This is a genomic window from Bacteroides sp. RTP31139st1_H2_RTP31139_211217 (genome assembly GCF_040227615.1).
GTDB lineage: Bacteria > Bacteroidota > Bacteroidia > Bacteroidales > Bacteroidaceae > Bacteroides > Bacteroides uniformis.
Genome location: NZ_JBCNZM010000073.1, coordinates 1 through 23,610 on the forward strand (window position 1 = coordinate 1; position 23,610 = coordinate 23,610).

Sequence of the window (23,610 nt, forward strand, 5' to 3'; positions counted from 1 at the left end):
TTATCCGGGAAGGATTACTCGAACGAAAGAGCTATCAGCCTGCGGTTTGTGAGATTGATATTAAGCCAGTATAAATCAGAGAATTACTTTCAAAATGTGACTACTATGGTTACTGTGGCAAATATAGTTATTCTTGATGGAAGAACTGCATGTTTGGCGTAATAAGTATCTATGTTTGGGAGAGAAAGGATAGGGAGGTACTCTTACTTTTAGGAAATTAATATCATGTTTGCACCTTATTTGTTTCGTGCAAACATGATATTAATAAATCTTAGTGGTTTATTTTACTTCCCACGTATCATTCGTCATCAATAACTCCTCGAAGTTGTGATACTTCTTCTTGGCAGACACCTCTTCGATTTGTTCATGAACAGCATCGTCGTAAGTAGGAGCTTCCACATCGCGGATAACACCGAGTGCAATCGGGAAGTCGGGACCTTCCATCAGGGCAAGCTTCAGTTGCAGGGTGTTGTCCATGCAGTGGGCATCGTGGATGAGGATATCCTTCTCTGTAATGCCGTTCTCACCGAGTTTCACGACTTTTAGACCAAAGCCTTCCTGCATCAGTCCGTATTCGTTGTTCTCGCCGAAGAGCATCGGTTCGCCGTGTTTCAAGTAGATGGCATTCTTGGCGCGGTCTTCCTTTTTGGCTACGGAGTCATGCGTACCGTTATTGAAGATAACGCAGTTTTGCAGAATCTCGCAAACGGAAGCCCCTTTGTGAGCCATGGCTGCCTTCAATATTTCCACTGTCCCCGGAGCATCGGTAGCTACCGCGCGGGCAAAGAAACGGCCGCGGGCACCGAAGCAAAGCTCTGCCGGGTGGAATGGATCTTCTACCGTACCATAGGGAGACGACTTGCTGACGAAACCACGTGGAGAGGTCGGAGAATATTGACCTTTGGTCAGACCGTAGATGCGGTTGTTCAGCAGAATCATGTTCAGGTCGATGTTACGGCGTACGGCGTGGATGAAGTGATTACCGCCGATGGCCAGACCGTCACCGTCGCCGGAGATTTGCCATACCGTCAGGTTGGGATTGGCAACCTTGGCACCTGTAGAGATGGCAGCAGCACGTCCGTGGATGGTCTGCATCGCATACGTATTCATGTAATAGGGCAGACGGCTGGAGCAGCCGATACCTGAGATGACGGCATTCTCCCAAGGAGCTTTGCCGATTTCTGCCATTGCTTTGTGCAGTGAAGCCAGAAAGAAGTGGTCACCACAACCCGGACACCAACGGGGTTGTCCTTTTTTATAGTCTTTTGCTGTATATTCGCACATAATCTTTTTTAATTGATAGTTGATAATTGATAGTTGATAATTGGTGGCTGGTCATTGATAATCCGCATATTACGCATGGTTATTATCAATTGTCAACTGTCAATTATCAATTAATTTATTGAACGCTGCGACCAGCTCGGCAACGACGAACGGTTGTCCTTTGACTTCGTTGAACTGGTACGGGGTGAAGTTGTCTATCTTCATACGTAGATAACCTGCAAATTGTCCGAGATTCTGTTCGGCAACTACCACCTTCTTGTACTTCTTCAGAACGGTTTCCGTGTTCTTGGGGAGCGGATTCAGATAAGTGAAGTGGGCGAGGGCAACCTTCTTGCCTGCCTTGTTCATCTCTTCCATGGCCGAATACAAGTGGCCGTATGTACCGCCGAAACCGACAATCAGCAAATCGGCATCGTCTGCACAGCCTTGCACTTCTACATCAGGTACGGGGATTTTGGCAACCTTCTCGGCACGCAGGTGGCACATCAAGTCATGGTTTTCGGGATCGGTGGAGATGGCACCGGTATTGCTGTCTTTCTCCAGACCGCCGAGGATGTGCATATAGCCTTCTTGTCCGGGGATGGCCCAATAGCGGACACCTGTTTCGGGATTGCGTTTGTACGGAGTATAGTTGTCCTTCATTTCGGAAGTCACGTAGGGAGGGGTGATGGCGGGATAGTCTGCCAGTTTGGGCAGCTTCCAGGCGCCGGAGCCATTGGCAACAAAGCCGTCGGTCAGCAATACGACCGGGGTCATGTGCTCCAGTGCAATTTTGCTTGCCATGTAGGCTGCGTCGAAACAGCTTGTGGGTGAAGAGGCGGCGATGACGGGCATTGGGCTTTCACCGTTGCGGCCGAACAATGCCTGCAACAAGTCTGTCTGCTCTGACTTGGTGGGCAGACCGGTAGAAGGACCGCCACGTTGCACGTCGAGCACAACCAGCGGAAGTTCTGTAATGACTGCCAGGTTCATAGCTTCCGATTTCAGGCAGACACCGGGACCGGAAGTGGAGGTCACAGCCAGCGCACCTGCAAAAGCGGCGCCGATAGAAGTGGCGCAACCGGAAATCTCGTCTTCGCATTGCACGGTCATCACGCCCAGAGACTTGTGCTTGGAGAGTTCGTGCAGTACATCGGTTGCCGGAGTAATGGGATAGGAGCCGAGGAACAGCTTCAAGCCAGCCTTTTCAGCTGCGGCGATGAAACCGTAAGCAGTTGCTTTGTTCCCCGTGATATCCATGTATCTGCCGGGAACGGTAGTCTTACTTTCAATCTTATATGTATGGGCTACGGAAGCATGGGTGTTGTGTCCGTAGTCATATCCTGCATGGATGACCTTGATATTTGCCCCGGCAATTTCGGGCTTTTTGGCGAATTTCTCGCGGATGAAATCTTCGGCTATTTTCAGATCGCGGTTGAACAGCCAGCATACCAGGCCTACTGCAAACATATTGCGGCATTTCAGCATGGACTTGTTGTCCATTCCGGTGTCGGCAAGGCAGTCTTTCACCATCTTCGAGATGGGGGCGGCGATGACATCCTGCTTAATACCCATTTCCTCTATCGGATTATCGGTCTTGAAAGCGGCCTTTTCCAAGTCTGACTTCTGGAAAGCATCTGTATCGATGATGATACAAGCAGTGGATTTAGCAAACTTATATTGGGTTTTCAGTGCGGCGGCGTTCATCGCTACCAATACGTCGCATTTGTCACCTGGGGTATAGACTTTCTCTGCACCGATATGTACCTGAAAACCGGAAACACCGGTGAGTGAGCCTTGCGGGGCGCGGATATCTGCCGGATAGTCGGGGAATGTACTGATATCATTGCCCACGGTAGCCGAAACTGTTGAAAAGATGTTGCCGGCGAGCTGCATTCCATCGCCGGAGTCTCCGGAGAAGCGGACTACCACTTGCTCCAGTTCTTTGACCATCATGTCGTTTGCCATAACTTACGAATTACTATAGATTATTTGAGGATTACTATTCCGTTTACATAGGCAGCAAATTTCGGAAAGTTAATCGGATTAACAAAACTTTTTTCGGAAAATCGGCAGAATACATTATCTTTGCATCCGTAATCAGCTTGCGTCGTGTAAAAATAGTGTAGAAGTTCTATAAATATTCTACATATTCCGCTGATTATCAGTTGAGGCTCTGTAGTTCAACGGATAGAACAAGAATTTCCTAAATTTTAGATAGGGGTTCGATTCCCCTCGGAGCTACTTTTCAAGCCCGTCTCCATTAAGGTGGCGGGCTTTTTGTAGCTTGTTGAATTCGGCTATTATTTCTTCCTTTTTTGTTTTTCTACGAAAAAACAAGAAATCAATCGTTCTGTGTTGAGTTGAAAAATATGGGATTTAAAATTGCGTGATTCTTGTCGTTACTTTTCGGAACTGCTCTTTATAACCGGCTAGGTTATAGCAAACCGGAATGGTACTGTTGCCGACACGGTATATGCCGAATTTGAAGTAATATCCTTCTTCGTCATTGCGGCCAATCAGTATCTCCTCATTGTTTACGATATGTTCTTTCACTTCCTTTTCTGATTGACGGTAGGACATGGTTACGTCAAGAAGTCCGGGTTTAAGAATGGTTTCTTTTTCTTTTCCATATTCGGTCCAGTCTATATTTACCTGAAAAGTTATCCAGCAATCTTTGGGGAAATTCTCGAATGGCATTTTATATGCTATTGTCGAGGTTTTGAAGGTAGAGGTGACTGGATGCATGATTTCTGCCTTGTCAGGATTGGCATTACAGCGGTCGGTCTTGTCCGTCAGCCATTTGCGGTCCGAATTGGCTTTGATGTAGAAATAACCTTGTGAAAAGCCGAAGGCAAGCGGGGGATAACCGCCTTGTTCTATCAGCCAACCGTTCGGTTTCCCTGCTCTGTAGAGGGTATCTCCTTGGGCGTTGATTTTGATAATTTTATCATATGCCGTATTTTTCTTGAAAATCATTCGCCTCTCCAGTTCCAGAAACTCCTTGGTACTGAGGCTCATTACTTTGCCATCAGGGTCGGACACAAGTGTACGGCTTGGCATGCCGTGCCATTGGGCAAAGATGGTAGATACGTTTTTGTCAAGGGTATGTGGAATGTAAACAGAGAATGTGTAGCTCATGGATGAACCTTGCGGGCAACTTCCCTTGCCATAATGATAGACGGTCTTCATCTTTTGAGCATTGGGATATTCATCTGCCGGATAGTTTTTGAAGTCGTCGGATACGGCATAGCAATAGCATAGTTCGGCGCGACCTTTGGTTTCTCCTTTAGAGTAGCCTTCCAGAGTGTTGTCATCTTGTTTCAGCTCAAAACGGTAAGAAGGCTGTCCTTGAAAGGGACGGGAGTAGTCCAGTTGTATGGCATGGGACTTATTGGTACCTACGGCCACCCAACAGCCGTCGACAATCTGTCGGATACGAGCAGAGTCGGCCTGTACATTCACACGTTCCTTGATGGGAGTTAATTCCGGCCATTCCATTATTTCGGGCAAACCTTTTCTTGATTTCACTCCATAGAAGTTGGATTGGGATTTGTTTTTTGCCCGGATAAGGCGTAGTTTGCATTTTGTTGATTTGTCAGGGGCCAGCGTTACGCTTTCTCCGGTTTTCAGGTCCAGTTCATAGGTCTCATTACCCAGCGGTTTGATGGAGACGGTACGTCCTGCAGATAGCTGATGGACGGCATCCCATCCGGATAACTGTATACGGCAAGGTTGTCCTTTTTCACTGGTCAGGCTGACCCATTCGGTTCTTCCGTCTTGGCGTTGAGCCGAGACGGTAAATCCTCCTTCCGCCCTGAGGGCATGGAAAGCACAATCTTTCCAATGGTCTGGCACAGCCGGGAAGATACGTATAGTCTCATCCCAGCTTTGTATAAGCAGCTCAGTAAGGGAGGCCGCAGCACTTAATGGGGTTTCTATTACCGGATTCTTGCCTTGACTTTCCACATAGAATGTATTGGGTAGCAGAATGCTGATTCCGATTGGTTTGTTGATGAAATGTGCCAAGCGTTCGTAAGCCTTGTTACCGTTACCCAAATAGGCATATAGAGAAGCTGCTCCGGTATAGGAATATCCTGCTAATCCTTTCCCATCTTCTAAAGACAACCAGTGTTCGATGGATTTCTCCAGGAATTTACGGTTCTCTGGTACATCGGGATGTAAAAGTCGGAAAGGGTAGAAGGCCAATAGGTGCGAATAATGGCGGTGGGACTTCTCCAGCGGTTTGTTGGCGGCAATCATCAGACCGTTTTCATTGGTGGGATATGGAGCCAGTCGTGTCAGGATTTCTTTCCAGCGTGCATAGTCGGGATGAGTGCTTGAAGTTCTGTCATGACATGCTATCAATGTTTGGAGCAACCAGCTCAGTGAAGCTAATCCGTAATTGCTGTCATTGTATTTTTGGAACCCTTCATATTCGGGAGACTCAATATGGGTGAGATGCCATGTGTTTTCTTTATAACACAGTATTTTATCGAATACGGCAAATGCGTCCAGTGCTTTTGGAACTACTTGTTGTTTGATATCTTGCCAGTCAGCACCGGCATATCGCAGGTACATATAATAGTTTTGCAATGCCCAGGTGTAGTCACCTATCTTGCATGGTTCAATAGAACGGACAAGTGAAGGAAACACTTCATCCATCAGTCGCTGGAAGTTTTTGCCTTGTTCCATCCTATTGGCTGGTCCTATGGGCATATAAGTCAGTTGTATATTTAGGTTCCACCAGAAACTGGGCCATGGGCTCAGTTTGAAGAAAGTGCCCATTACGTCCATTGCCGGGCCATCCGGATGAGAACAAGTGGCAAGTTTGTACATCTGTATGAAATAAAAGTTCTCCAGTTTTTTGTCCGGAATGGAAAGGAAAGAACGTTCGTGGTAGGCATTCCACCACTGGCGTGTCTTTTGTTTCAACAATTTAGTTCCTGTAATCTGTGTTGCTTCTACAGTCTTCATGGCTTTGGCAAGAGAGAGGGATGAAGCCGGCACTTCATTGGCTGTAGACACGTACAATACGGAACGTGATTTTCCGCCCGGCACCTCTTTCCAGTAGGTTGCATAGTCTCCTCCCGCCAACAAGGACTGTACCCAACTACCTTCTTTGTCTTTTTGGTTGACGACAGGTGCGGGGTTGTCCTTGTATTTTAATTTTTCTTTCAAATGGGGAAATACTCTTATGCGGGGAGAGCATGGGTTCCCGGGAATCCCCTTCCAGCGGTAAGGGACTCCGGAGGAAACTTCCACGATATTCACTTCTTCGGGTTGGGGAGTATAGGCGTGGAAAGTCAAGTCTCCTTTGTCTGTTTTTAGGTGTCCGGTCAGTTCGGCATTGTAAATGTCGAGATAAAAAGTGCCTGAAAGTATCTTCCCTTCAGGGAATAATAGCATTTTACCGACATCAAGCCTGCAAAAATCCACCATTTTATCTGCCTCTTCCGTGCCGATGGAGGTTTTTCGGTAGGGAGCTTTCCTATGATCTGTGACATCGGGACGTCCCAGATGGAAAACTAATGCATTGAGTGTGGAATCGGCATATACCATCATGCCGACCAATCCATTACCTAAAAAAGCACCTTCATTCCATTGCATGGGTAATTGTTCCCATATCAAGGCATGTTGGCGCATATACTTTTCCATGTCCGGAAACGAAGCTCCGGACATGGAAGTACATATGAAAAACAATAAAATTACGATTTTGATTGTACTACGCATAAATTTATTCCTTTTAGTTGGGCAACGGTATCATTGCTCTACGACCATAGTTAAATTTCAGACCTCTTTTATAAGCTTTAGGACCATATAGGTCTTGGATATCCATTTCACCCAAGTTCACGAGGATTCCCCGCGCCATGAGTCCGGCATCTTCGTTTTCAAGGCGTGGCAGGGTTTCTGCGGCTTCTCTCAGCTCCGACAGGAAAGGACGGATACAGTCACGCATATCAGGGTCTAAAGATAAGCATTCCAGTGAAGAGTACCCTATTTTTCTGTATTTTTCCTCTGTGGGAATAATTAGGCGGGCAACGCTTTCTTGACTTTTACCCAGATAGGCTGCGGCATAGGCGGCTTCGGAAGCGATGTAGGGATTACTGTCTTGGAGGAGTGCCAACAAGGCTTGCGGACAAGAAGATATTTGCTTTTCTCTGGCAAGTTTGGCATATCCTACTACTCCCCAGAATCTCATTTCGGATAGCGGATTGGTAATTGCTTCTTCTAACATAGACAGAGAGGCGGTGGTTGCTGTTCCAGCTGTTTCAACAAGAGTATAAAGTTCGTTCAGAGGATATTTCTCCTTGCGCACTTTGTCGTAAAGAATATGACCGGTGCGTGAAGTGGGAAGGAAGAACCCCAAATCACCGGTGACACGAATATGGTCAGATAGTGCTTGGCGCATTTTGGACAAGATTTCTGCATATTCGGGAGTACCGGATAAGTCGTGCAGTTCATCCGGATCTTTTTCAAGGTCAAACAGCATTTCTGCCGGATGGGCTTCGAAAGTCAGTTTCCAGTTAGGGTTGGTATTATGCCCTTCCAATACTAGTTTATCCCATGCTTTGTTGGAAGGCATTCCCCATTGATAATAATTGCGCAGGGCAAACTGACGATAGGGGATATAACTACGGATATATTTGAAACGCCCATCGGTAACGGCGCGTACCGGCATGAAATGATGCAATTGATTGGCTGCTAATGCAAATTGCATCTGGCGTTTTTCTTTGTTTGCAAACTTGCCGTAAAGTGCTTTGCCCTGCATCTGTTTGGGTGGTTTTACCCCTGCAAGACTAAGTACGGTAGGCCCTAAATCCGTGAAGTTGACCAAGCTGTACTCTTTGCCTGAAGCCTGCTTGGCCAGGTGTTGCCATTTGGGCGGGAAATAGACAATCAGAGGTACTTTTAGACCGCTTTCGTACAAATATCCTTTACCACGGGGTATACAACCGCCGTGGTCACTGAAGAAAAATATAATTGTATTTTCATCCAAGCCTTTCTCTTTCAGGTCTTTCAGGAAGAATCCCAGCCAGGTATCCACGTCTTGTACTGCTTCTAAATGACCGGCATAGTCGGAACGTACTTCCGGCAAGTCGGGAACATAAGCAGGCAATGAAAGCAGTGCCGGGTATATGCCTTCCCGTGTGTAATCTCTGCGTCCGTCTGTATGGAAAGTTCGGATGCGTCCCATGTGTGAGGTTACCGTGTTGAATACAGCGAAAAAGGGTTGGTTCTTTTTTCGTTTGGGACTATTGTATGAGGCTTTGTTGCTACATTCGTCCCAACATATTTTATTGTCAGTGGTAGAGTTGTAGTGTGTCTTGCTGTTGTTTGTACAGTAATATCCGGCTTCGCGTAATTTCTGTGGAAAGAAGATGTCAGCAGGTGTATCGTAGGGCACAGGATGGATGTCCATGCTGTAAGTGCTTGAATAGCATCCGGTAATCAGTGAAGAACGGGCAGCCGAGCTCTGGGGAGCTACGGACCATGCGTTCATAAACTGTATGCCGCGGGCGGCAAGGCTGTCCGCATTGGGAGTATGTACTCCTCTGTTGCCGTAGCAACCGAATTCGTATGCACTAGTATCTTCAAAGGTGAGCCAAAGAATATTGGGCTTTTCGTTTTTTGTGTCTGCCGCCTTTGTCTGTGTGGAATACAATCCGCAGAAGGCAGTACACATTAATAAAGGTAGGTGTCTCATAAAGCATTAAGAATTAAGAACATTTGTTTCCCGCAGCTAAAGTAGTCCGTTTGTGTTTAACTGAGACTTCCTTATGTTTAAAAGTGTACCAATATTGTTTTGGCAAGTGAGGTTTCAACAATATTAGCATTGATTCAACAATATTACAAGAGGTTTAAACGCCCATTGGCATGATATTGAATAAAAAGAGAGTGAAATACTGATAACAAAGGACTAACTTTGAGCATTAAAATCTAACCATGAAAGAGATATGAAAAACATGTTGTTTATGATGGTGCTGTTTTGTGTATCATCTTTGGCAGGACAAGCACAGAATGTAAATGCGAACTCTTTTGATGATTCATTGCGTAGTGAAGCGGATAAGCTGTTGACGGAATGGATGGATGCTTTTCTGGCTTATCAGTGCACCTATTCCGATTCCGCACTTGATGGAGGAGTCTTATGCCCTGCATGTGCCCGTATGCATGGACGTATAGGTGATGCCGTACTTCCTTTGATGTATTTGGCAGAAAAGACCGGAAACCAAAAATATTTGCTTGGAGCCAAGCGCTTGATGGCGTGGATGGAGAATGTGCACCGTCCGGACGGGTCATGGATGAACGATGTACATGTATCGGATTGGAACGGTACGACGGTATTTGCAGCGATTGCTCTTTATGAAGCTTTGCATTATCACGGACATCTATTGGATGATTCAACCCATCATCATTGGAAACAGCGATTGGTAGAGGCTGGTGAGTTTATGATGAACAATCCTTTCATTTATAGCCGAAGGCGAGAAGGCATGAGAAATATGAATGTAAATTATTCTGCTTCAGCAACCTATGCACTATATGCTATCGGTGAAATGTGCAATCGGCCTGAATTTAAGAAGGAAGCCGAAGAGATAGCTTTCGGATTAAAAGAATATTTTACCGTGAATGACTGTTTCTTGTATGGCGAGGGACCTAATATCGCCTCAGAAACTCCAAACGGTTGCCGTCCGGTAGATTTGCTTTATAATGTAGAAGAATCACTGCCTAATATGGCATATTATGCAGTGATGGCAAACGACATGGAACTATTTTCGCTTGTGGAACGTTCCATGGATACTCATCTTGAGTTTATGTTACCCGATGGCGCTTGGGACAACAGTTGGGGAACACGAAGCTTTAAATGGACTTATTGGGGCGGGCGTACCAGTGATGGCTTTATGGGAGGTTATTATTTGATAGCTGCTGCCCGTCATCCGGAATATTTGGAAGCCATTCGCCGCAATATCCGTTTATTGAGTAAGGCTACCCATGGTGGACTTCTTTATGGAGGAATGCATTATTTTGCATCCGGTGTTTCTCCTTGTATTCATCATACATTTGGGCATGCCAAGGCGTTGGCTTCTTTTTTAGAACTGCCTTCTGTGAAAATGACTTCTTTGGAAAAGCTTCCCCGTGACTCCGTTTACGGAGTGAAGTTCTTTAAGGATATTCGTACGTGGCTTTTATCCCAAGGAGATTGGCGTGCCACATTTACCGGATATGACGCCGAATATAAAGTGAAAGGGACTCATCCAATGGGAGGTGCTCTTTCGTTGTTGTGGCATGCTCAGGCAGGACCTATATTTGCTGCGACTATGAACCGGTATAAATTGATTGAAGCTCCCAATATGCAGGACAATGTCCGTAAATATCTGATGGGAGGTACCCCCCGGGTTGAATTGACTCAGGATGGAGTTGCATATAGTAATCTGGACGATTTGAATACGGACATTACTTGTTTTATAGAAAACGGGTTCTGCCGATTCAATGTAAATTCTCATTTGGTTGATATCAATCAACAGTCTCCAAAGCAGGGAGAAGTACCGGTAGAGGTGAACTATGCATTTTCAGAACAAGGAGTGAGCATAAGCGTGGAACGTTGCAATGACTCGGCTTACCTTGTGTTGCCAGTTATCGCGTCGCCCAAAGAAGAGGTGAGGATAAGTACGCGAGAAGCTTCCATAAAAAAAAATAAGGGGATATTGTACATCACTTGCGAAGCAGGATATATAGATGTAGCACCGACAGATAGTGATGGACGAATCTTTAATCCGGTTCCAGGATTCTCTTTTGTACCTTTGCGAATAATACCGGAAAGTATTGGCAAGAAAATACAGATTAATATTTACTTTTGCTAATGTGTTTTATTTATTTGCCTCATAATAGATTACAAACATGAAAATACAGCAATATTTGTTAGTGCTTTTAGAAGTATTATTCCCCTACATGTTGAATGCCGATGTCACTGAAGATATTCACTTTTCCCATATTGGTTTGGAGGAAGGATTGTCGCATAGTACGATTTTTGCGATTAATCAGGATAAAGGAGGGAATTTATGGTTTGCGACGTATGATGGTGTGAATAAATATGATGGTTACAACTTTATTGTATATCGTCATCAATATACCAATCCCAAAAGTATTGCCAGCGATATATCCCGTTGCATCACAATGGATGATTCAGACCGGATTTGGATAGGAACTCGTGAGGGGTTGTCTCTTTACAATCATTATAAGGATGAATTTTCCAATTATTATTATAAGAGAAATGGTTTGAACGTAGCTGTGACCAGTATTATCCCGATAAAAAAAGATTGGTTGATGTTGGGTACTGCCGAAGGCATTCTGCTTTTTGATGTAAAGAAAGAGTGTTTCCTTTCGGATACATTATCCTCTTCTTTGCATGGATTGCAGCCGGCAGCTTTGGTACGCCAGGGTGATTGTATCTATATAGGTACTGAGGAAGGTGTATATATTTATACTTTGTCAAACGGTATTTTGGAGAAACTAGTGGATGTGCCTACTGGCATCCGGGTTCATGCCATTCTGTGCCAGATGTTTAATAGAATATGGCTGGCTACGGAGGGAGATGGACTTTATCTGTACGACATGAAGACAAAGGAGCTGAAGAATTACCGTTATGAAGATGGGAAATCAGGATTGAACTCAAACTATGTGCGTTCTTTAGCACTGGATACAGAGAATCGCCTATGGGTGGGAACCTATGGTGGATTGAATATCTACAAGGAGGGATCAGACAGTTTCTCGTCCATTAAAAGCTCTGAGATTCAGGAAGGAAGTTTATCGCAGAATTCAGTCCGGAGTATTTTCAGAGATTCGCAGGGTGGCATGTGGCTGGGTACTTACTGGGGAGGGCTGAATTATTATCATCCTTTGTGTAACCGTTTCCAGCGTATCAAACATGTCCCGTTCTTGAACTCACTCAGTAATAATGTGGTCAGTTGCATTGTTGAGGATAACAAGCATAATTTGTGGATTGGCACGAGCGATGGCGGTTTGAATTACTATGATAATGCCTCTCAGCTATATAAGAATTATCTATTCAATTCGGGCAATCTGGATGTACCTTTCAAGGATATCAAGACGGTGTATGTAGATGAGGTACAAGATAGAATATATGTGGGGGCACATGCCGGAGGAATGATGGTTTTACATCGTAAATCCGGTTACATAGAATATTATAATCGTCACAATAGCAATTTGCCGAGCAATAATATCTATTCTATTATTTCAGACGGGTATGGGGGGCTTTGGGTGGCATCGCTGGAATATTTATTGCATTTTGATATAGATAAACGCAATTTTACGATTGTTGATGTAGATGGGGACGGGCATAAATTGCAGCAATACAATCGCTTGTTGTTTTGTGACTCAAAGAAACGTATATGGGCTGGGGGAGAAATGGGAATTTCTGTTTTTAACCAGGTAGGTACCTCTTTGCTCCCTAATACGGATTTTCAGATAGCTTCTGTGTTGAAGCAAGCGTTTGTGAATTGTTTTTACGAAACATCTTCCGGATATCTGTGGATTGGAACACGTAACGGATTGTTTGCTTTGAAAGAGAGTGATAAGCAGTTTCTGCAATATACTACAGAAAACGGTCTGCCGAGTAATGTTATTTATGGAATTCTGGAAGATGCTTACGGGCGTTTATGGATAAGCACGAACCAAGGGTTGAGTTGTCTGAATTCGGAGAGTGGGAAGTTTCGTAATTTCACGATTATGGACGGATTACAAGGCAACCAGTTTAATGCTGGGGCTTATTGTCGAAAAGACAATGGCTACATGTTGTTTGGTGGAGTCAACGGCATTACTTCATTCCGTCCTGAAACGTTGATTGATAATCCTTATGCTCCCAAACCTGTGATCAATAAATTATTTGTTCATAATAAGGAGGTATTACCGGATGATGAAACCGGAATTTTAAAGGAAAGTATTACATACGTGAATCGTATAACTTTATCTTCATCTCAGAATTCATTCGCCATTTCTTTTGTCGTTTCCAATTATATAGCGGGTAAACATAATACATTTACCTACAAACTGGAGGGATATGATAATGTATGGTATAAGCAGAATGATATCAGCCTTGTTTCTTACTCCAATTTGCCAGCAGGGGATTACACTTTTTGTATAAAAGCAGCGAACAATGATGGTAAATGGAATGAGGAACCCGCCATACTTCATATACATATATTGCCGGTTTGGTATTCTACTTGGTGGGCGCTTTCCTTGTTTGCTTTGTCGTTTGCTTTGTTGGTGTTCGGTATCGTACGCTTCTTCTGGCTACGCAAGAGTATGCAGGCTGAAATACGAATGGAACGGCTTGATAAAGAAAAGCGGGAAGAGATAAGCCAGATGAAAATCCGTTTTTATGTTAATATCTCGCACGAGTTACGGACTCCGTTGACTTTGATTGTTGCGCCTTTGCAGGAATTACTTGATCGTATCAGCGGGCATTGGGAGCATGAGCAGTTGCTTTATGTGCAGCGGAATACCAACCGCCTCTTGCATTTGGTTAATCAGTTAATGGATTTCCGGCGTGCTGAGTTAGGGATATTTGAACTCAGGGCTGTGTATTCCAATGCTTATAAGCGGATATTGAACTGTTTTATGAATTATGAAAGTTTGTCTAAAAGGAAGGATATAGACTATAACTTCTATACAGAGTTGCAAGATAAAAATGTTCTTTTCGATGAGAACTATCTGGATTTAATTGCAAATAATCTGCTTTCGAATGCCTTTAAATATACCGAAGTCGGCGAAAGTATCATTGTGAAACTTTACATAGAAGATGACAATCTTGTCTTGCAAGTAATAGATACGGGCATTGGCATCCCATTGGAGAAGCAGGAAAAGATTTTTGAACGTTTCTATCAGATAGAAAATGGACGTGAAGGGAGTGGTATCGGACTCTCATTGGTTCAACGTCTGGTGGAATTACATCATGGGCGGATTGTTCTACAGAGTGAAGTCGGTAAAGGTTCTACCTTTACGATTTATCTGCCGCAAGATGAATCCGTATATACACAAGAAGAGTTGTTAGGAAGAAGTGGGGATGAAGGAGAACAACGTGTATATTCCACCAATGCAAACGACATTTATATCGGTGATGACGAAAAGTTCGGGGAAGAAGTTAGTACGGATGAGGAAAACTGTAAACGTGGTACTATTTTGGTCGTAGAGGACAATAGGGAATTAAGGCAGTACTTGGTGAACGGCCTGTCTGCGCTGTTTGATATATTGGAAACGGAGAATGGGCAAAAAGCGCTGGATATACTGAAAGACAAGGATGTAGATTTGATTATAACAGATGTCATGATGCCTGTAATGGATGGCGTTAGGTTATGTAAGTTAGTGAAACAGAATCTACGTACTTGTCATATTCCGGTTTATATGTTGTCTGCCAAAGTGGATATCAAGTATCAGTTGGAAGGTTTACAGGTAGGAGCCGATGATTACATTGCCAAGCCTTTCTCTATGGAAGTGTTGAGAACCAAGATTCTGAATATGCTGCGTACACGTTATCGCATATTCGAGCGATATTCCAATATGACGGAAATAAGACCGGAAAAGCTTACGAGCAATACGATGGATGAGGAACTGTTGCGAAAGGCTATTGCTGTCGTTGAGAAAAACATGGACAATGTGGAATTTTCTACAGAACAGTTTGCGCGTGAGATGAATATGAGCCGTTCAAATCTTCATTTGAAATTAAAGGCAATAACGGGAAAATCGGCTATTGATTTTATACATAAGATACGTTTTAATCGGGCATGCCAGTTATTGAAAGAAGGAAAGTATACCGTTTCAGAAATCAGTTTTATGGTGGGATATAACACTCCTTCTTATTTTGCGGCACGTTTCAAGAAGTATATCGGTTGTTTGCCTACAGAATATGGAAAGAAATAGTATAAATCATCAGGTTATGAAGATGCGTATTATTGGAACGTTGATTACCATCTTGGGGTTGTCGGTCTCGTGGGGGCAAACGGATTTATGTCGGCCGTCTGTATTTAAGGATGGTAGCATTTGGAAAGGAAGTGATGTGATAGAAATGTTCACCTTGACCAATGCAAGCGGCATGTCTATCAAAGTGACAAATTATGCCGCTTCGCTGACTGACGTTTCCGTTCCTGACAGACAAGGGCAGTTTGAACATGTGGTTTTAGGATTTGACAGTCTGGAATCTTATCTGGAAAGACATCCTAAGTTTGGAGCTACCGTAGGAAGGTTTGCCAATCGCATTAGAAATGCAGAATTCAGCTTGAACGGGCAAACTTATCATCTGGAAAAAAACAATAAAGAACATTCCATTCATGGTGGAACAAACGGGTTCAATCGTCAAGTCTTTAAAACAGACACATTTTATACCGTCAAAGATACGGCTATCGTGGTATTCAAATACAAAAGTACTCACTTGGAAGGCGGATTTCCCGGCAATATAGAGCTTTCAATAGCTTATAAACTGACTAATCATAATGAGATTGTTCTGGAATATACAGCTACTACGGATAAGCCTACGGTAGTTAATTTTACAAATCATAGTTATTTTAATCTGACAGGTTGCACCAGAAACGTGTTGAATCATATTTATAGGATTTATGCGGATTCCATAACTCCTACCGATTCCATGGGTATCCCTACCGGAGAGTTAATGCCTGTGGTGGGTACTGTATATGATTATACTTCTCCACAATCGGTGGAAAAAAGAGTACAGAAAATGGGAAAAGGATATGATGTGAATTATAGACTGGATAAATACCCAGATTCGTTAGAGTTGGCAGCTATCGTAGTGGAACCTATATCCGGTAGAGTGTTGAAAGCATACACTACTGAACCGGGAATGCAATTTTATATTCCAAATTCAAATATGGATTATCTTATTGGTCATGGTGAAAAGAAATATGGCCGATATTATGGATTTTGTCTTGAAATGCAGCATTTCCCCGATGCTCCCAATAATCCTCAATTTCCTGCTACAAGTTTGTTGCCGGGAGAAATATATCGGCAGGTCACTATTTATAAATTTGAAACAATATCAGAATAATATATTTAATCAACTAAAGTTTACTAATTATGAAAAAGAAAACATGGAAAAGATGTGTATGTATGATTGGAGTAGTTCTTTTTGCGGTAACGGGTTTGAATGCCAATAATAGAGTGCCTGATAGTCCTATTAAGAAAACAAGAAGCAATACTTTTATTATAGAGAAAGAAAAAGCGTGGGAGCCGGCAGGTGAAGGTGTGGCCAGACAGATTATGGGCTATGATGGGCAAGTAATGTTGGTTAAAGTCAAATTTGAGAAAGGGGCTATAGGAACTCCTCACACGCATTACCACACGCAAACGACTTATGTGGTAAGTGGTAAATTTGAGTTTACAGTGGGTGATGAAAAGAAGATTGTGGAAGCGGGAGACGGTATTTATATTGAACCGGATATTTTGCATGGCTGCGTTTGTCTGGAGCCTGGAGTTTTGATTGACTGTTTTGCTCCGATACGAGCTGATTTCTTGAAATAAGCCTTGAAAAGATGTTTTGTACAATTTGTTTTTCGTGCAATCCAAGCAGATAAAGCTATTGCTTAATCGGATGATTTTCCTTTTGTGGTAATCTGTGAAGTTGTTTTTGCACAAAAATAGTGTGTAGTGAACAATATTGGTATGGAAAAAGTGTAAAAGTAAAAGTAACAAAAACAATACTTTTGCACTTTTTTTAGTGCTTGTCGTATGTTTGTCATCAGAAAAATTCTAAAGTTAAACCTTAGATTATTTATTATGTACAAATTGAAAGAATTGTTTTTAATGTTTATCCTCGCTTTTGTCAGTTTGGCTGCATACGCACAAAGTTTGACAGTAACTGGTAAGGTGATTGATAGTGAAGGATATGAAGTGATTGGAAGTAGTGTAACCATTAAAGGTGTTGCCGGTGTTGGAACAGTTACCGACGTAAATGGTAACTATACTCTGAAAGTGAATGATGCATCCAAAGATGTATTGGTTTTCTCGTATGTAGGTATGACTCCGCAAGAAGTGAAAGTCAATAACCGAAGTGTAATCAATGTGACTCTACAGGCTGATGCCGTATTACTGGAAGACGTTGTGGTAATTGGTTATGCTGCCGTTCCTCGTAGAGATTTGACCGGGTCGGTAACCTCCGTTAGCAGCAAAGAACTTTCTAAAGTGCCAGTAAGTGATGTTACACAAGCCTTGACCGGACGCATGGCAGGTGTGATGGTGCAGCAGAGTGAAGGTACTCCGGGTGCTTCCATTTCCGTACGTGTGCGTGGAGGTATCTCTATCACACAAAGTAACGAACCTCTTTACATTATCGACGGCTTTCCCAGTGAAGACGGTATGTCTACCCTCGACCCCGCTGAAATTGAAACCATTGACGTGTTGAAGGATGCTTCGGCCACTGCCATCTATGGTGCTCGTGGTGCCAATGGTGTAGTTGTAATCACTACGAAGAATGGTAGTAAATCAGGTGGCAAGGCTACAGTGACTTTTGACAGTTATGTCGGTGTCAAAAAGATTGCAAACAAATTGGATGTACTTAATGCCGGTGAATTTGCCAGATTGGATTACGAACGTACATTGTGGAGAATGGGTACAGGAGATTCCGGTGCGGATGGTATGACCAAATGGGAAGAGAGATACGGTAAGTTCAGCGATCTCGCTTCCATATATAATGGTCGCAAGGGTATCGACTGGCAAGATGAAACCTTGGGTCGTAATGCTATTACTCAAAACTATCGTGTAGGTGTATCCGGAAAGACGGAGAAGATGAATTACAGTCTGGCTTACTCATACTACAACGAAGAAGGTGCTATGGTATACAGCGGTAGTAAAAAGCATAACATCTCATTCAACATGAATCATGAGATAAACAAATGGTTAACGGTAAATTCACGTATCAGTTACGACCAGATGCGTGTGGAAGGCATGGGTACATCAGAAGGTGGTGACCGCTTCAACAAGATGCAGCACATCTTGCAGTATCGTCCTACAGTAGGTATTATGGGGGTAGATGAAGATTTATTATACGGCGAAGATCCTCTGTTGGCAGATGATAATGGCAACGTTATGCAGAATCCGCTGATTTCGGCAGCAGAAGAGCTCAACGATAGGGAATGGCGTACTTTCCAGGCCAATGGTGGCGCTACCATTAAGCTGCTGAAAGGACTATCTTTCCGTAGTACGGTAGGTATGCGCTATCAGACTCGCCGTAATGATGTATTCTATGGTGATGAGTCTATTACAGGTAAGCGTTCCAGTATTCAAGGTTCAATTACTAATTTGGAAAATAGCAGTTTTCAGACTTCCAATGTTTTGACCTATTCTTGGAAAAACAAAATTCATGACTTTACAGTCATTGCCGGACATGAATATGTGGAAAGATGGTCACGCAGCTTTTCTGCAAGTGCCAGTCAGTTTCCGAATGATGAAATAGGTTTGGGAGACCTCTCACTGGGTGTTCCAGGTGTTCCCACTTCCAGTGAAAACTACGATGATAAATTGCTTTCCTTCTTTGGACGTATAAACTACAACCTGATGGATAAATATCTTTTTACTGCTTCAGTCCGTGCTGACGGTTCTTCCAAGTTCGGTAAGAACAACAAGTGGGGATATTTCCCGGCTTTCTCGGCTGCATGGCGTTTAAGCGAAGAAGAATTTATCAAGGATCTGGGAATCTTCTCCGACTTAAAATTCCGCATCGGTTATGGACTTGCGGGTAACAATCGTATTGGTAGTTATCAAAGTCTTGCTCTTATGAATTCTGTTACTGCTGCCAATGGCAACGGTGCACAAGCAGGCTATGCTTCTCGTCAGGTGCCTAATCCCGATTTGAAATGGGAGGCAAATAAGACATTCAACGTAGGAATAGATTTTGGTTTCTTGAACCAGCGTATCACATTCTCGCCGGAATTCTACATCAATCGCAGTAGCAACTTGCTGCTGAATGCCAAACTGCCTAACTCTTCCGGTTATACTAGTATGGTTATCAACGCAGGCGAAACTCAAAATTCGGGTGTGGATTTGACTATCAATACGGCAAACATCGTATCCAAAGATTTTACTTGGAACACTTCGGTTACTTTCTCCCACAACAAGAACAAGGTTAAGAAACTGACAGGTGAAGATGTACAGTTGTATCTGGCCAACTTTGGTTATAGTGGTGCGGGGGCATCCCATCAGATTGGAGTAAATCAACCATTGGGACAATTCTACGGTTATGTGACTGACGGATTGTATCAGGTGGAAGACTTCAATTACGATGCTACAACCAAAACTTATACATTGAAGGACGGTGTACCTTATCATGGCGACAAGAAGAATATCCAGCCAGGTTACTGGAAATTTAAGAACGTGGACGGTAGTGAAGACAACCAAATTACTGAAAGTGATAAGACCATTATTGGTAATGCCTTGCCTGATTTCTATGGCGGTATCAACAATACTTTCAGTTGGAAGGATTTTGACTTGAGCATCTTCTTTACTTACAGCTATGGTGCGGAAGTACTGAATGCTACTAAGTTGACCAATACCAAGACTGCCCTTACTAATAAAAACGTTCTGTCGGTAGCTGATGATGCTCATCGTTGGGTGACTATTAATGCCAATGGTGAACTGATTACGAATCCGGAAGAACTGGCAGCAGTGAACCAGGGAAAAACAGTAGCTCATTTCGGTGATAACGGATCCAACAACACCTACATTCATTCTTGGGCCATTGAAGATGCTTCTTATTTGAAATTGAGTAATATCACTTTAGGGTATACCTTCCCCAAGAAAGTGATAAATAAAATTGGTCTGACCAAATTGCGTCTGTATGCAACGGGCAATAATTTGTTTACATGGACTCCTTATACCGGTTTCGATCCGGAAGTATCTACCATGAGTAGCGCGTTAACTCCCGGTGTCGATTTCGGTGCTTACCCCAGAAGCCGCTCTTTCGTATTTGGTGTGAACGTAGCATTTTAATTAGAATTAAAAAGGGAATAATAAGATGAAAAACAAAATGATATATGCGCTTGGCGCAATGATGCTTGTAGGGGTTGCTTCTTGTGACCTGACTGAAAAGCCCAGCTCATTCTACGAGAAAGATACTTATTTCGTGACAGAAGGAAAAGCCCAGATGGCTGTAGTCGGAATCTATGACTGTCTTGAAACTACAGACTATTATGGACAAAATATCATGCCGTTCTTTGGGTCGGACGACATGTTCATGGTACGTGGAACCGGTTCGGACGGAACTCGCCGTGACATATCCCACTATCTGTACAATGCTTCTAATACTTGGATTGCTAGTGTATGGAGATGTGCTTACCAAGCTCTCGATCGTGCCAATGTGGCTATTGCCAGCATCGAGGCTATGTCAGGTTTTGCAGAAAACAAAAACCTGCAGGAAATTGACGGGCAAGCTCGATTCCTCCGTGCCTACATAGCTTTTGACCTAGTGAAATTCTTTGGTGATGTACCGTTCAGCACGGAATATACGAATGGTTTTGCTAATACATCCAAACCTCGTACCGACCGTGAGCTGATTTATGACCAAATCATCGAAGATTTGAATTATGCAAAAACATATTTGAAATCTGGTCGTGAAGTGGCTTCTTCTGAAATACCTTGTAGCGGTGCTGCCCATACTTTACTGATGCGTGTCTATTTGCAACGCGCTGGCTATAGCCTGAACTGTTCATCGCGTCAATTGACCCGTCCGGATGATACTACCCGAAAGGGATATTTTGAAGCGGTGATTAAAGAATGGGAAGCTCTGAAGGCTGAAGGCTACCATGGTTTTTATGCAGGTGGTTATGAGCAACTGTTTAAGAACTATTCTCAGCTGACATTGGACAATCAGGAATCTCTTTGGGAGATCGCTTTCGAACCCAACCAAGGTTTGAAGGACAATGCCGGTGTATGGGCAACTTACAACGGACCACTTGTAGATGCTCCGGGAAGTTATCCCGGCACAAGCAGTTATATGGGACGTGCCAATGCTTTCTTTGTGGTATTACCATATTGGAAGTCTTTCTATGAGTCAAATGAGGATGGAAGCATAAAAGATGTACGTCGTGACGTGAATTTCGTGGATTATGCTATCAAGTGGGACAAAAATAAAGAAACTCAGGAAAAATCGCATACTTCTGCCGATATCAACAAAAATCTGAACAGATATCCGGGCAAATGGCGCAGAGAATGGATGGCTCCGGGTTTTGTGGATCCCAACAATACAGGCGTCAATTATGCTCCGTTGCGTTATGCTGATGCTGTTCTGATGGCAGCTGAAGCTTATAACGAAATCGGCAACACAACCGAAGCATGGAAACTATTGAATGACGTCCGTGTACGTGCCGGTGCTACTCCTATAAGTACAGCCAATTATTCAAGCTTGTTGAAGGCTCCGAAATTGTATGATTTGCCATTTATTCCGGATGGTGATGATGCCGGCAGATTCCGTACAGCATTGTATTGGGAACGTGCTTTTGAACTTTGCTACGAAGGTCAACGTAAATATGATTTACTACGATGGGGTATTCTGGAAGCATCTTTAAAAGCTGCTCAGAACTACATGGAATCATGGATTCCGGGACCAGATGAATATATAACGGATGCTGCACGTAAAGATTGGAATCCGGTGAAATGGGCTAAGTCCAATTACGTAGCAGGCCACAACTTTACCACAGGCAAGCATGAACTTTACCCCATTCCATTGGCCGAAATCCAATCGAACGCGGCTTTGAATGGAGAAAACAATCCGGGATTTGAGTAATTTCATTTTCTGGGTATGAACTGACAATGGATGGAGAAAGTATAAACATCTTACTGTTTCTCCATCCTTGTATGTAAGGATGATAATTTGAGCAGATATAACCTATAGAATATGCATATATTTATGAAGAAATTTTTATTATTTTGTTACGCAGTTGCTACATTGCAGGGATTCTCTGGCTGTTCACCCAGTCAACCAAAGGAAGATTACGGCTGGTTGAAAAACGCGATAGACACTTCTGTGCAACAACTGGAAGAAACAGTGGCGGATGTAGGGGATTCAGTCTTGTTGCCCCGTTCCATCTGGACGGGATACGATATGGATTTTCTCTGTAGCCAGTTACAAAGAGAGCCTGTAACTTTTAAAGACTCCTTGCGGATGAAACCTGTGAAAGATGCCTTGGGAAGCCGTAGATATTGCAGTTCCATCTATGATTGGACAAGCGGTTTTTTCCCCGGAAACTTGTGGTACGCATATCAGTTGACTGGTATAGAAGACTTGAAAAAAGATGCGGTGAAATTTACGAATTACCTATATCCGTTGAAAGATTATAAAGGTACACACGATATCGGATTCATGGTGAATTGCAGTTATGGTAATGCGCACCGTCTGTCTCCTGCCGACACTATCCGTCAGATATTGGTACAGACTGCTGATAATTTGTGCGGTCGTTTCGACTCGAACATAGGCTGTATCCGTTCCTGGGATTTTGGGAAGTGGAATTTCCCTGTGATTATTGATAATATGATGAATCTGGACTTATTGTTTTACGTCAATCATCTTACGAATGATTCCAAGTATAAAGAAGTCGCATTGAGACATGCTGAGACAACAATGAAAAACCACTTTAGAAACGATCATTCGTCCTACCATGTAGTAAGCTACAATAGCGATGGCAGCGTAGAAATGAAATGTACGCATCAGGGGAAAAATGATGATTCCTCATGGGCGCGCGGACAAGCTTGGGGAGTATATGGATATACATCCTGTTATCGTGAGTCGAAAGATGCAGCCTTCTTACAGCAAGCCCAAAATATCGCGGCATTAATCATGGAACGTGTAAAGACTGACGATGCGATTCCTTTGTGGGACTACGATGCCCCGAACACACCGGAGACGCCTCGTGATGCATCTGCCGCCTCTATCACAGCTTCTGCCCTGATAGAGCTCAGTACTCTTGTAGAGGACGGACAAGTCTATTTTGATTACGCCGAGAAACTGCTCAAGTCTCTCTCTTCCGATGCTTACTTGGCAAAAGTCGGCACCAACCAGGGATTTATTCTGATGCACTCTACAGGTTCATTGCCTAATGGTTCTGAAATTGATACACCTATCAATTATGCCGATTATTATTATCTGGAGGCTTTAGTCCGATATATGCAAGTAAAAGGAATTGATTATAAATCGCTATAAACGAAATTAATATACCATGAAGATAACAAAGTATATTCTTAGCTTTATTTTTCTGTTGGTTGTATTATGTGCGGAAGCACAGCAGTTGCGGAAGGAAGCTTTCGGCTTGCTGAATCTGGATTATCCGGGATTGG

11 protein-coding genes, 1 tRNA gene and 1 pseudogene are annotated in these 23,610 nt (G+C 43.3%); 8 read left to right on the forward strand and 5 right to left on the reverse strand.

Annotated elements, in window-relative coordinates:
* Positions 1-279: 279 nt before the first annotated feature.
* Complete coding sequence (locus ABUA47_RS13295) at positions 280-1,284, reverse strand: 2-oxoacid:ferredoxin oxidoreductase subunit beta (protein ID WP_005834397.1); 1,005 nt, start codon at positions 1,282-1,284, stop codon at positions 280-282.
* Between the two features lie 99 nt (positions 1,285-1,383).
* Positions 1,384-3,231 (reverse strand): 2-oxoacid:acceptor oxidoreductase subunit alpha, encoded by a 1,848-nt coding sequence (locus ABUA47_RS13300; protein WP_005830698.1) that lies wholly within the window; start codon positions 3,229-3,231, stop codon positions 1,384-1,386.
* Between the two features lie 204 nt (positions 3,232-3,435).
* Between ABUA47_RS13300 and ABUA47_RS13305 the strand changes: the two genes are divergently transcribed.
* Positions 3,436-3,507 (forward strand) — tRNA-Arg (locus ABUA47_RS13305).
* Between the two features lie 135 nt (positions 3,508-3,642).
* Here the strand turns inward: ABUA47_RS13305 and ABUA47_RS13310 are convergent.
* From ABUA47_RS13310 to ABUA47_RS13320, 3 genes and pseudogenes are all read right to left on the reverse strand, one after another.
* Positions 3,643-4,764, reverse strand: a complete 1,122-nt coding sequence (locus ABUA47_RS13310) for a heparin lyase I family protein (RefSeq protein ID WP_051146990.1) — start codon at positions 4,762-4,764, stop codon at positions 3,643-3,645.
* Positions 4,765-4,884: 120 nt separating this feature from the next.
* Positions 4,885-6,996, reverse strand: a pseudogene (locus tag ABUA47_RS13315) (glycosyl hydrolase family 95 catalytic domain-containing protein); the annotation flags it as partial.
* 13 nt (positions 6,997-7,009) lie between these two features.
* Positions 7,010-8,971: a sulfatase gene (locus tag ABUA47_RS13320; protein WP_349824427.1), complete on the reverse strand. Its 1,962-nt coding sequence runs from the start codon at positions 8,969-8,971 to the stop codon at positions 7,010-7,012.
* 250 nt (positions 8,972-9,221) lie between these two features.
* Here ABUA47_RS13320 and ABUA47_RS13325 point away from each other — a divergent pair, with 250 nt between their 5' ends.
* From ABUA47_RS13325 to ABUA47_RS13355, 7 genes are all read left to right on the forward strand, one after another.
* Entirely contained in the window at positions 9,222-11,123 is a 1,902-nt protein-coding gene (locus tag ABUA47_RS13325) for a hypothetical protein (RefSeq protein ID WP_035447177.1), read from the forward strand.
* Positions 11,124-11,160: 37 nt separating this feature from the next.
* Entirely contained in the window at positions 11,161-15,198 is a 4,038-nt protein-coding gene (locus tag ABUA47_RS13330) for a two-component regulator propeller domain-containing protein (RefSeq protein ID WP_035447174.1), read from the forward strand.
* Positions 15,199-15,214: 16 nt separating this feature from the next.
* A complete protein-coding gene (locus ABUA47_RS13335) occupies positions 15,215-16,336 on the forward strand; it encodes an aldose epimerase family protein (RefSeq protein WP_039160756.1) in 1,122 nt (373 codons plus the stop codon).
* Positions 16,337-16,365: 29 nt separating this feature from the next.
* Entirely contained in the window at positions 16,366-16,809 is a 444-nt protein-coding gene (locus ABUA47_RS13340; RefSeq protein WP_016272381.1) for a cupin domain-containing protein, read from the forward strand.
* A 255-nt stretch (positions 16,810-17,064) separates the two neighbouring features.
* Entirely contained in the window at positions 17,065-20,271 is a 3,207-nt protein-coding gene (locus tag ABUA47_RS13345) for a SusC/RagA family TonB-linked outer membrane protein (protein WP_035447173.1), read from the forward strand.
* Positions 20,272-20,296: 25 nt separating this feature from the next.
* On the forward strand, positions 20,297-22,063 hold the full coding sequence (locus ABUA47_RS13350) for a RagB/SusD family nutrient uptake outer membrane protein (protein ID WP_035447171.1): 1,767 nt from the start codon (positions 20,297-20,299) through the stop codon (positions 22,061-22,063).
* A gap of 123 nt (positions 22,064-22,186) precedes the next feature.
* Positions 22,187-23,476 (forward strand): DUF4995 domain-containing protein, encoded by a 1,290-nt coding sequence (locus tag ABUA47_RS13355; RefSeq protein ID WP_035447737.1) that lies wholly within the window; start codon positions 22,187-22,189, stop codon positions 23,474-23,476.
* The last annotated feature ends 134 nt before the right edge of the window (positions 23,477-23,610 follow it).

Bases quoted from the DNA above. Each gene is read 5' to 3' on its own strand.
- ABUA47_RS13295 (WP_005834397.1), bottom strand. From the start codon at position 1,284: ATGTGCGAATATACAGCAAAAGACTATAAAAAAGGACAACCCCGTTGG.
- ABUA47_RS13300 (WP_005830698.1), bottom strand. From the start codon at position 3,231: ATGGCAAACGACATGATGGTCAAAGAACTGGAGCAAGTGGTAGTCCGC.
- ABUA47_RS13310 (WP_051146990.1), bottom strand. From the start codon at position 4,764: ATGGAATGGCCGGAATTAACTCCCATCAAGGAACGTGTGAATGTACAG.
- ABUA47_RS13320 (WP_349824427.1), bottom strand. From the start codon at position 8,971: ATGAGACACCTACCTTTATTAATGTGTACTGCCTTCTGCGGATTGTAT.
- ABUA47_RS13325 (WP_035447177.1), top strand. From the start codon at position 9,222: ATGAAAAACATGTTGTTTATGATGGTGCTGTTTTGTGTATCATCTTTG.
- ABUA47_RS13330 (WP_035447174.1), top strand. From the start codon at position 11,161: ATGAAAATACAGCAATATTTGTTAGTGCTTTTAGAAGTATTATTCCCC.
- ABUA47_RS13335 (WP_039160756.1), top strand. From the start codon at position 15,215: ATGAAGATGCGTATTATTGGAACGTTGATTACCATCTTGGGGTTGTCG.
- ABUA47_RS13340 (WP_016272381.1), top strand. From the start codon at position 16,366: ATGAAAAAGAAAACATGGAAAAGATGTGTATGTATGATTGGAGTAGTT.
- ABUA47_RS13345 (WP_035447173.1), top strand. From the start codon at position 17,065: ATGTACAAATTGAAAGAATTGTTTTTAATGTTTATCCTCGCTTTTGTC.
- ABUA47_RS13350 (WP_035447171.1), top strand. From the start codon at position 20,297: ATGAAAAACAAAATGATATATGCGCTTGGCGCAATGATGCTTGTAGGG.
- ABUA47_RS13355 (WP_035447737.1), top strand. From the start codon at position 22,187: ATGAAGAAATTTTTATTATTTTGTTACGCAGTTGCTACATTGCAGGGA.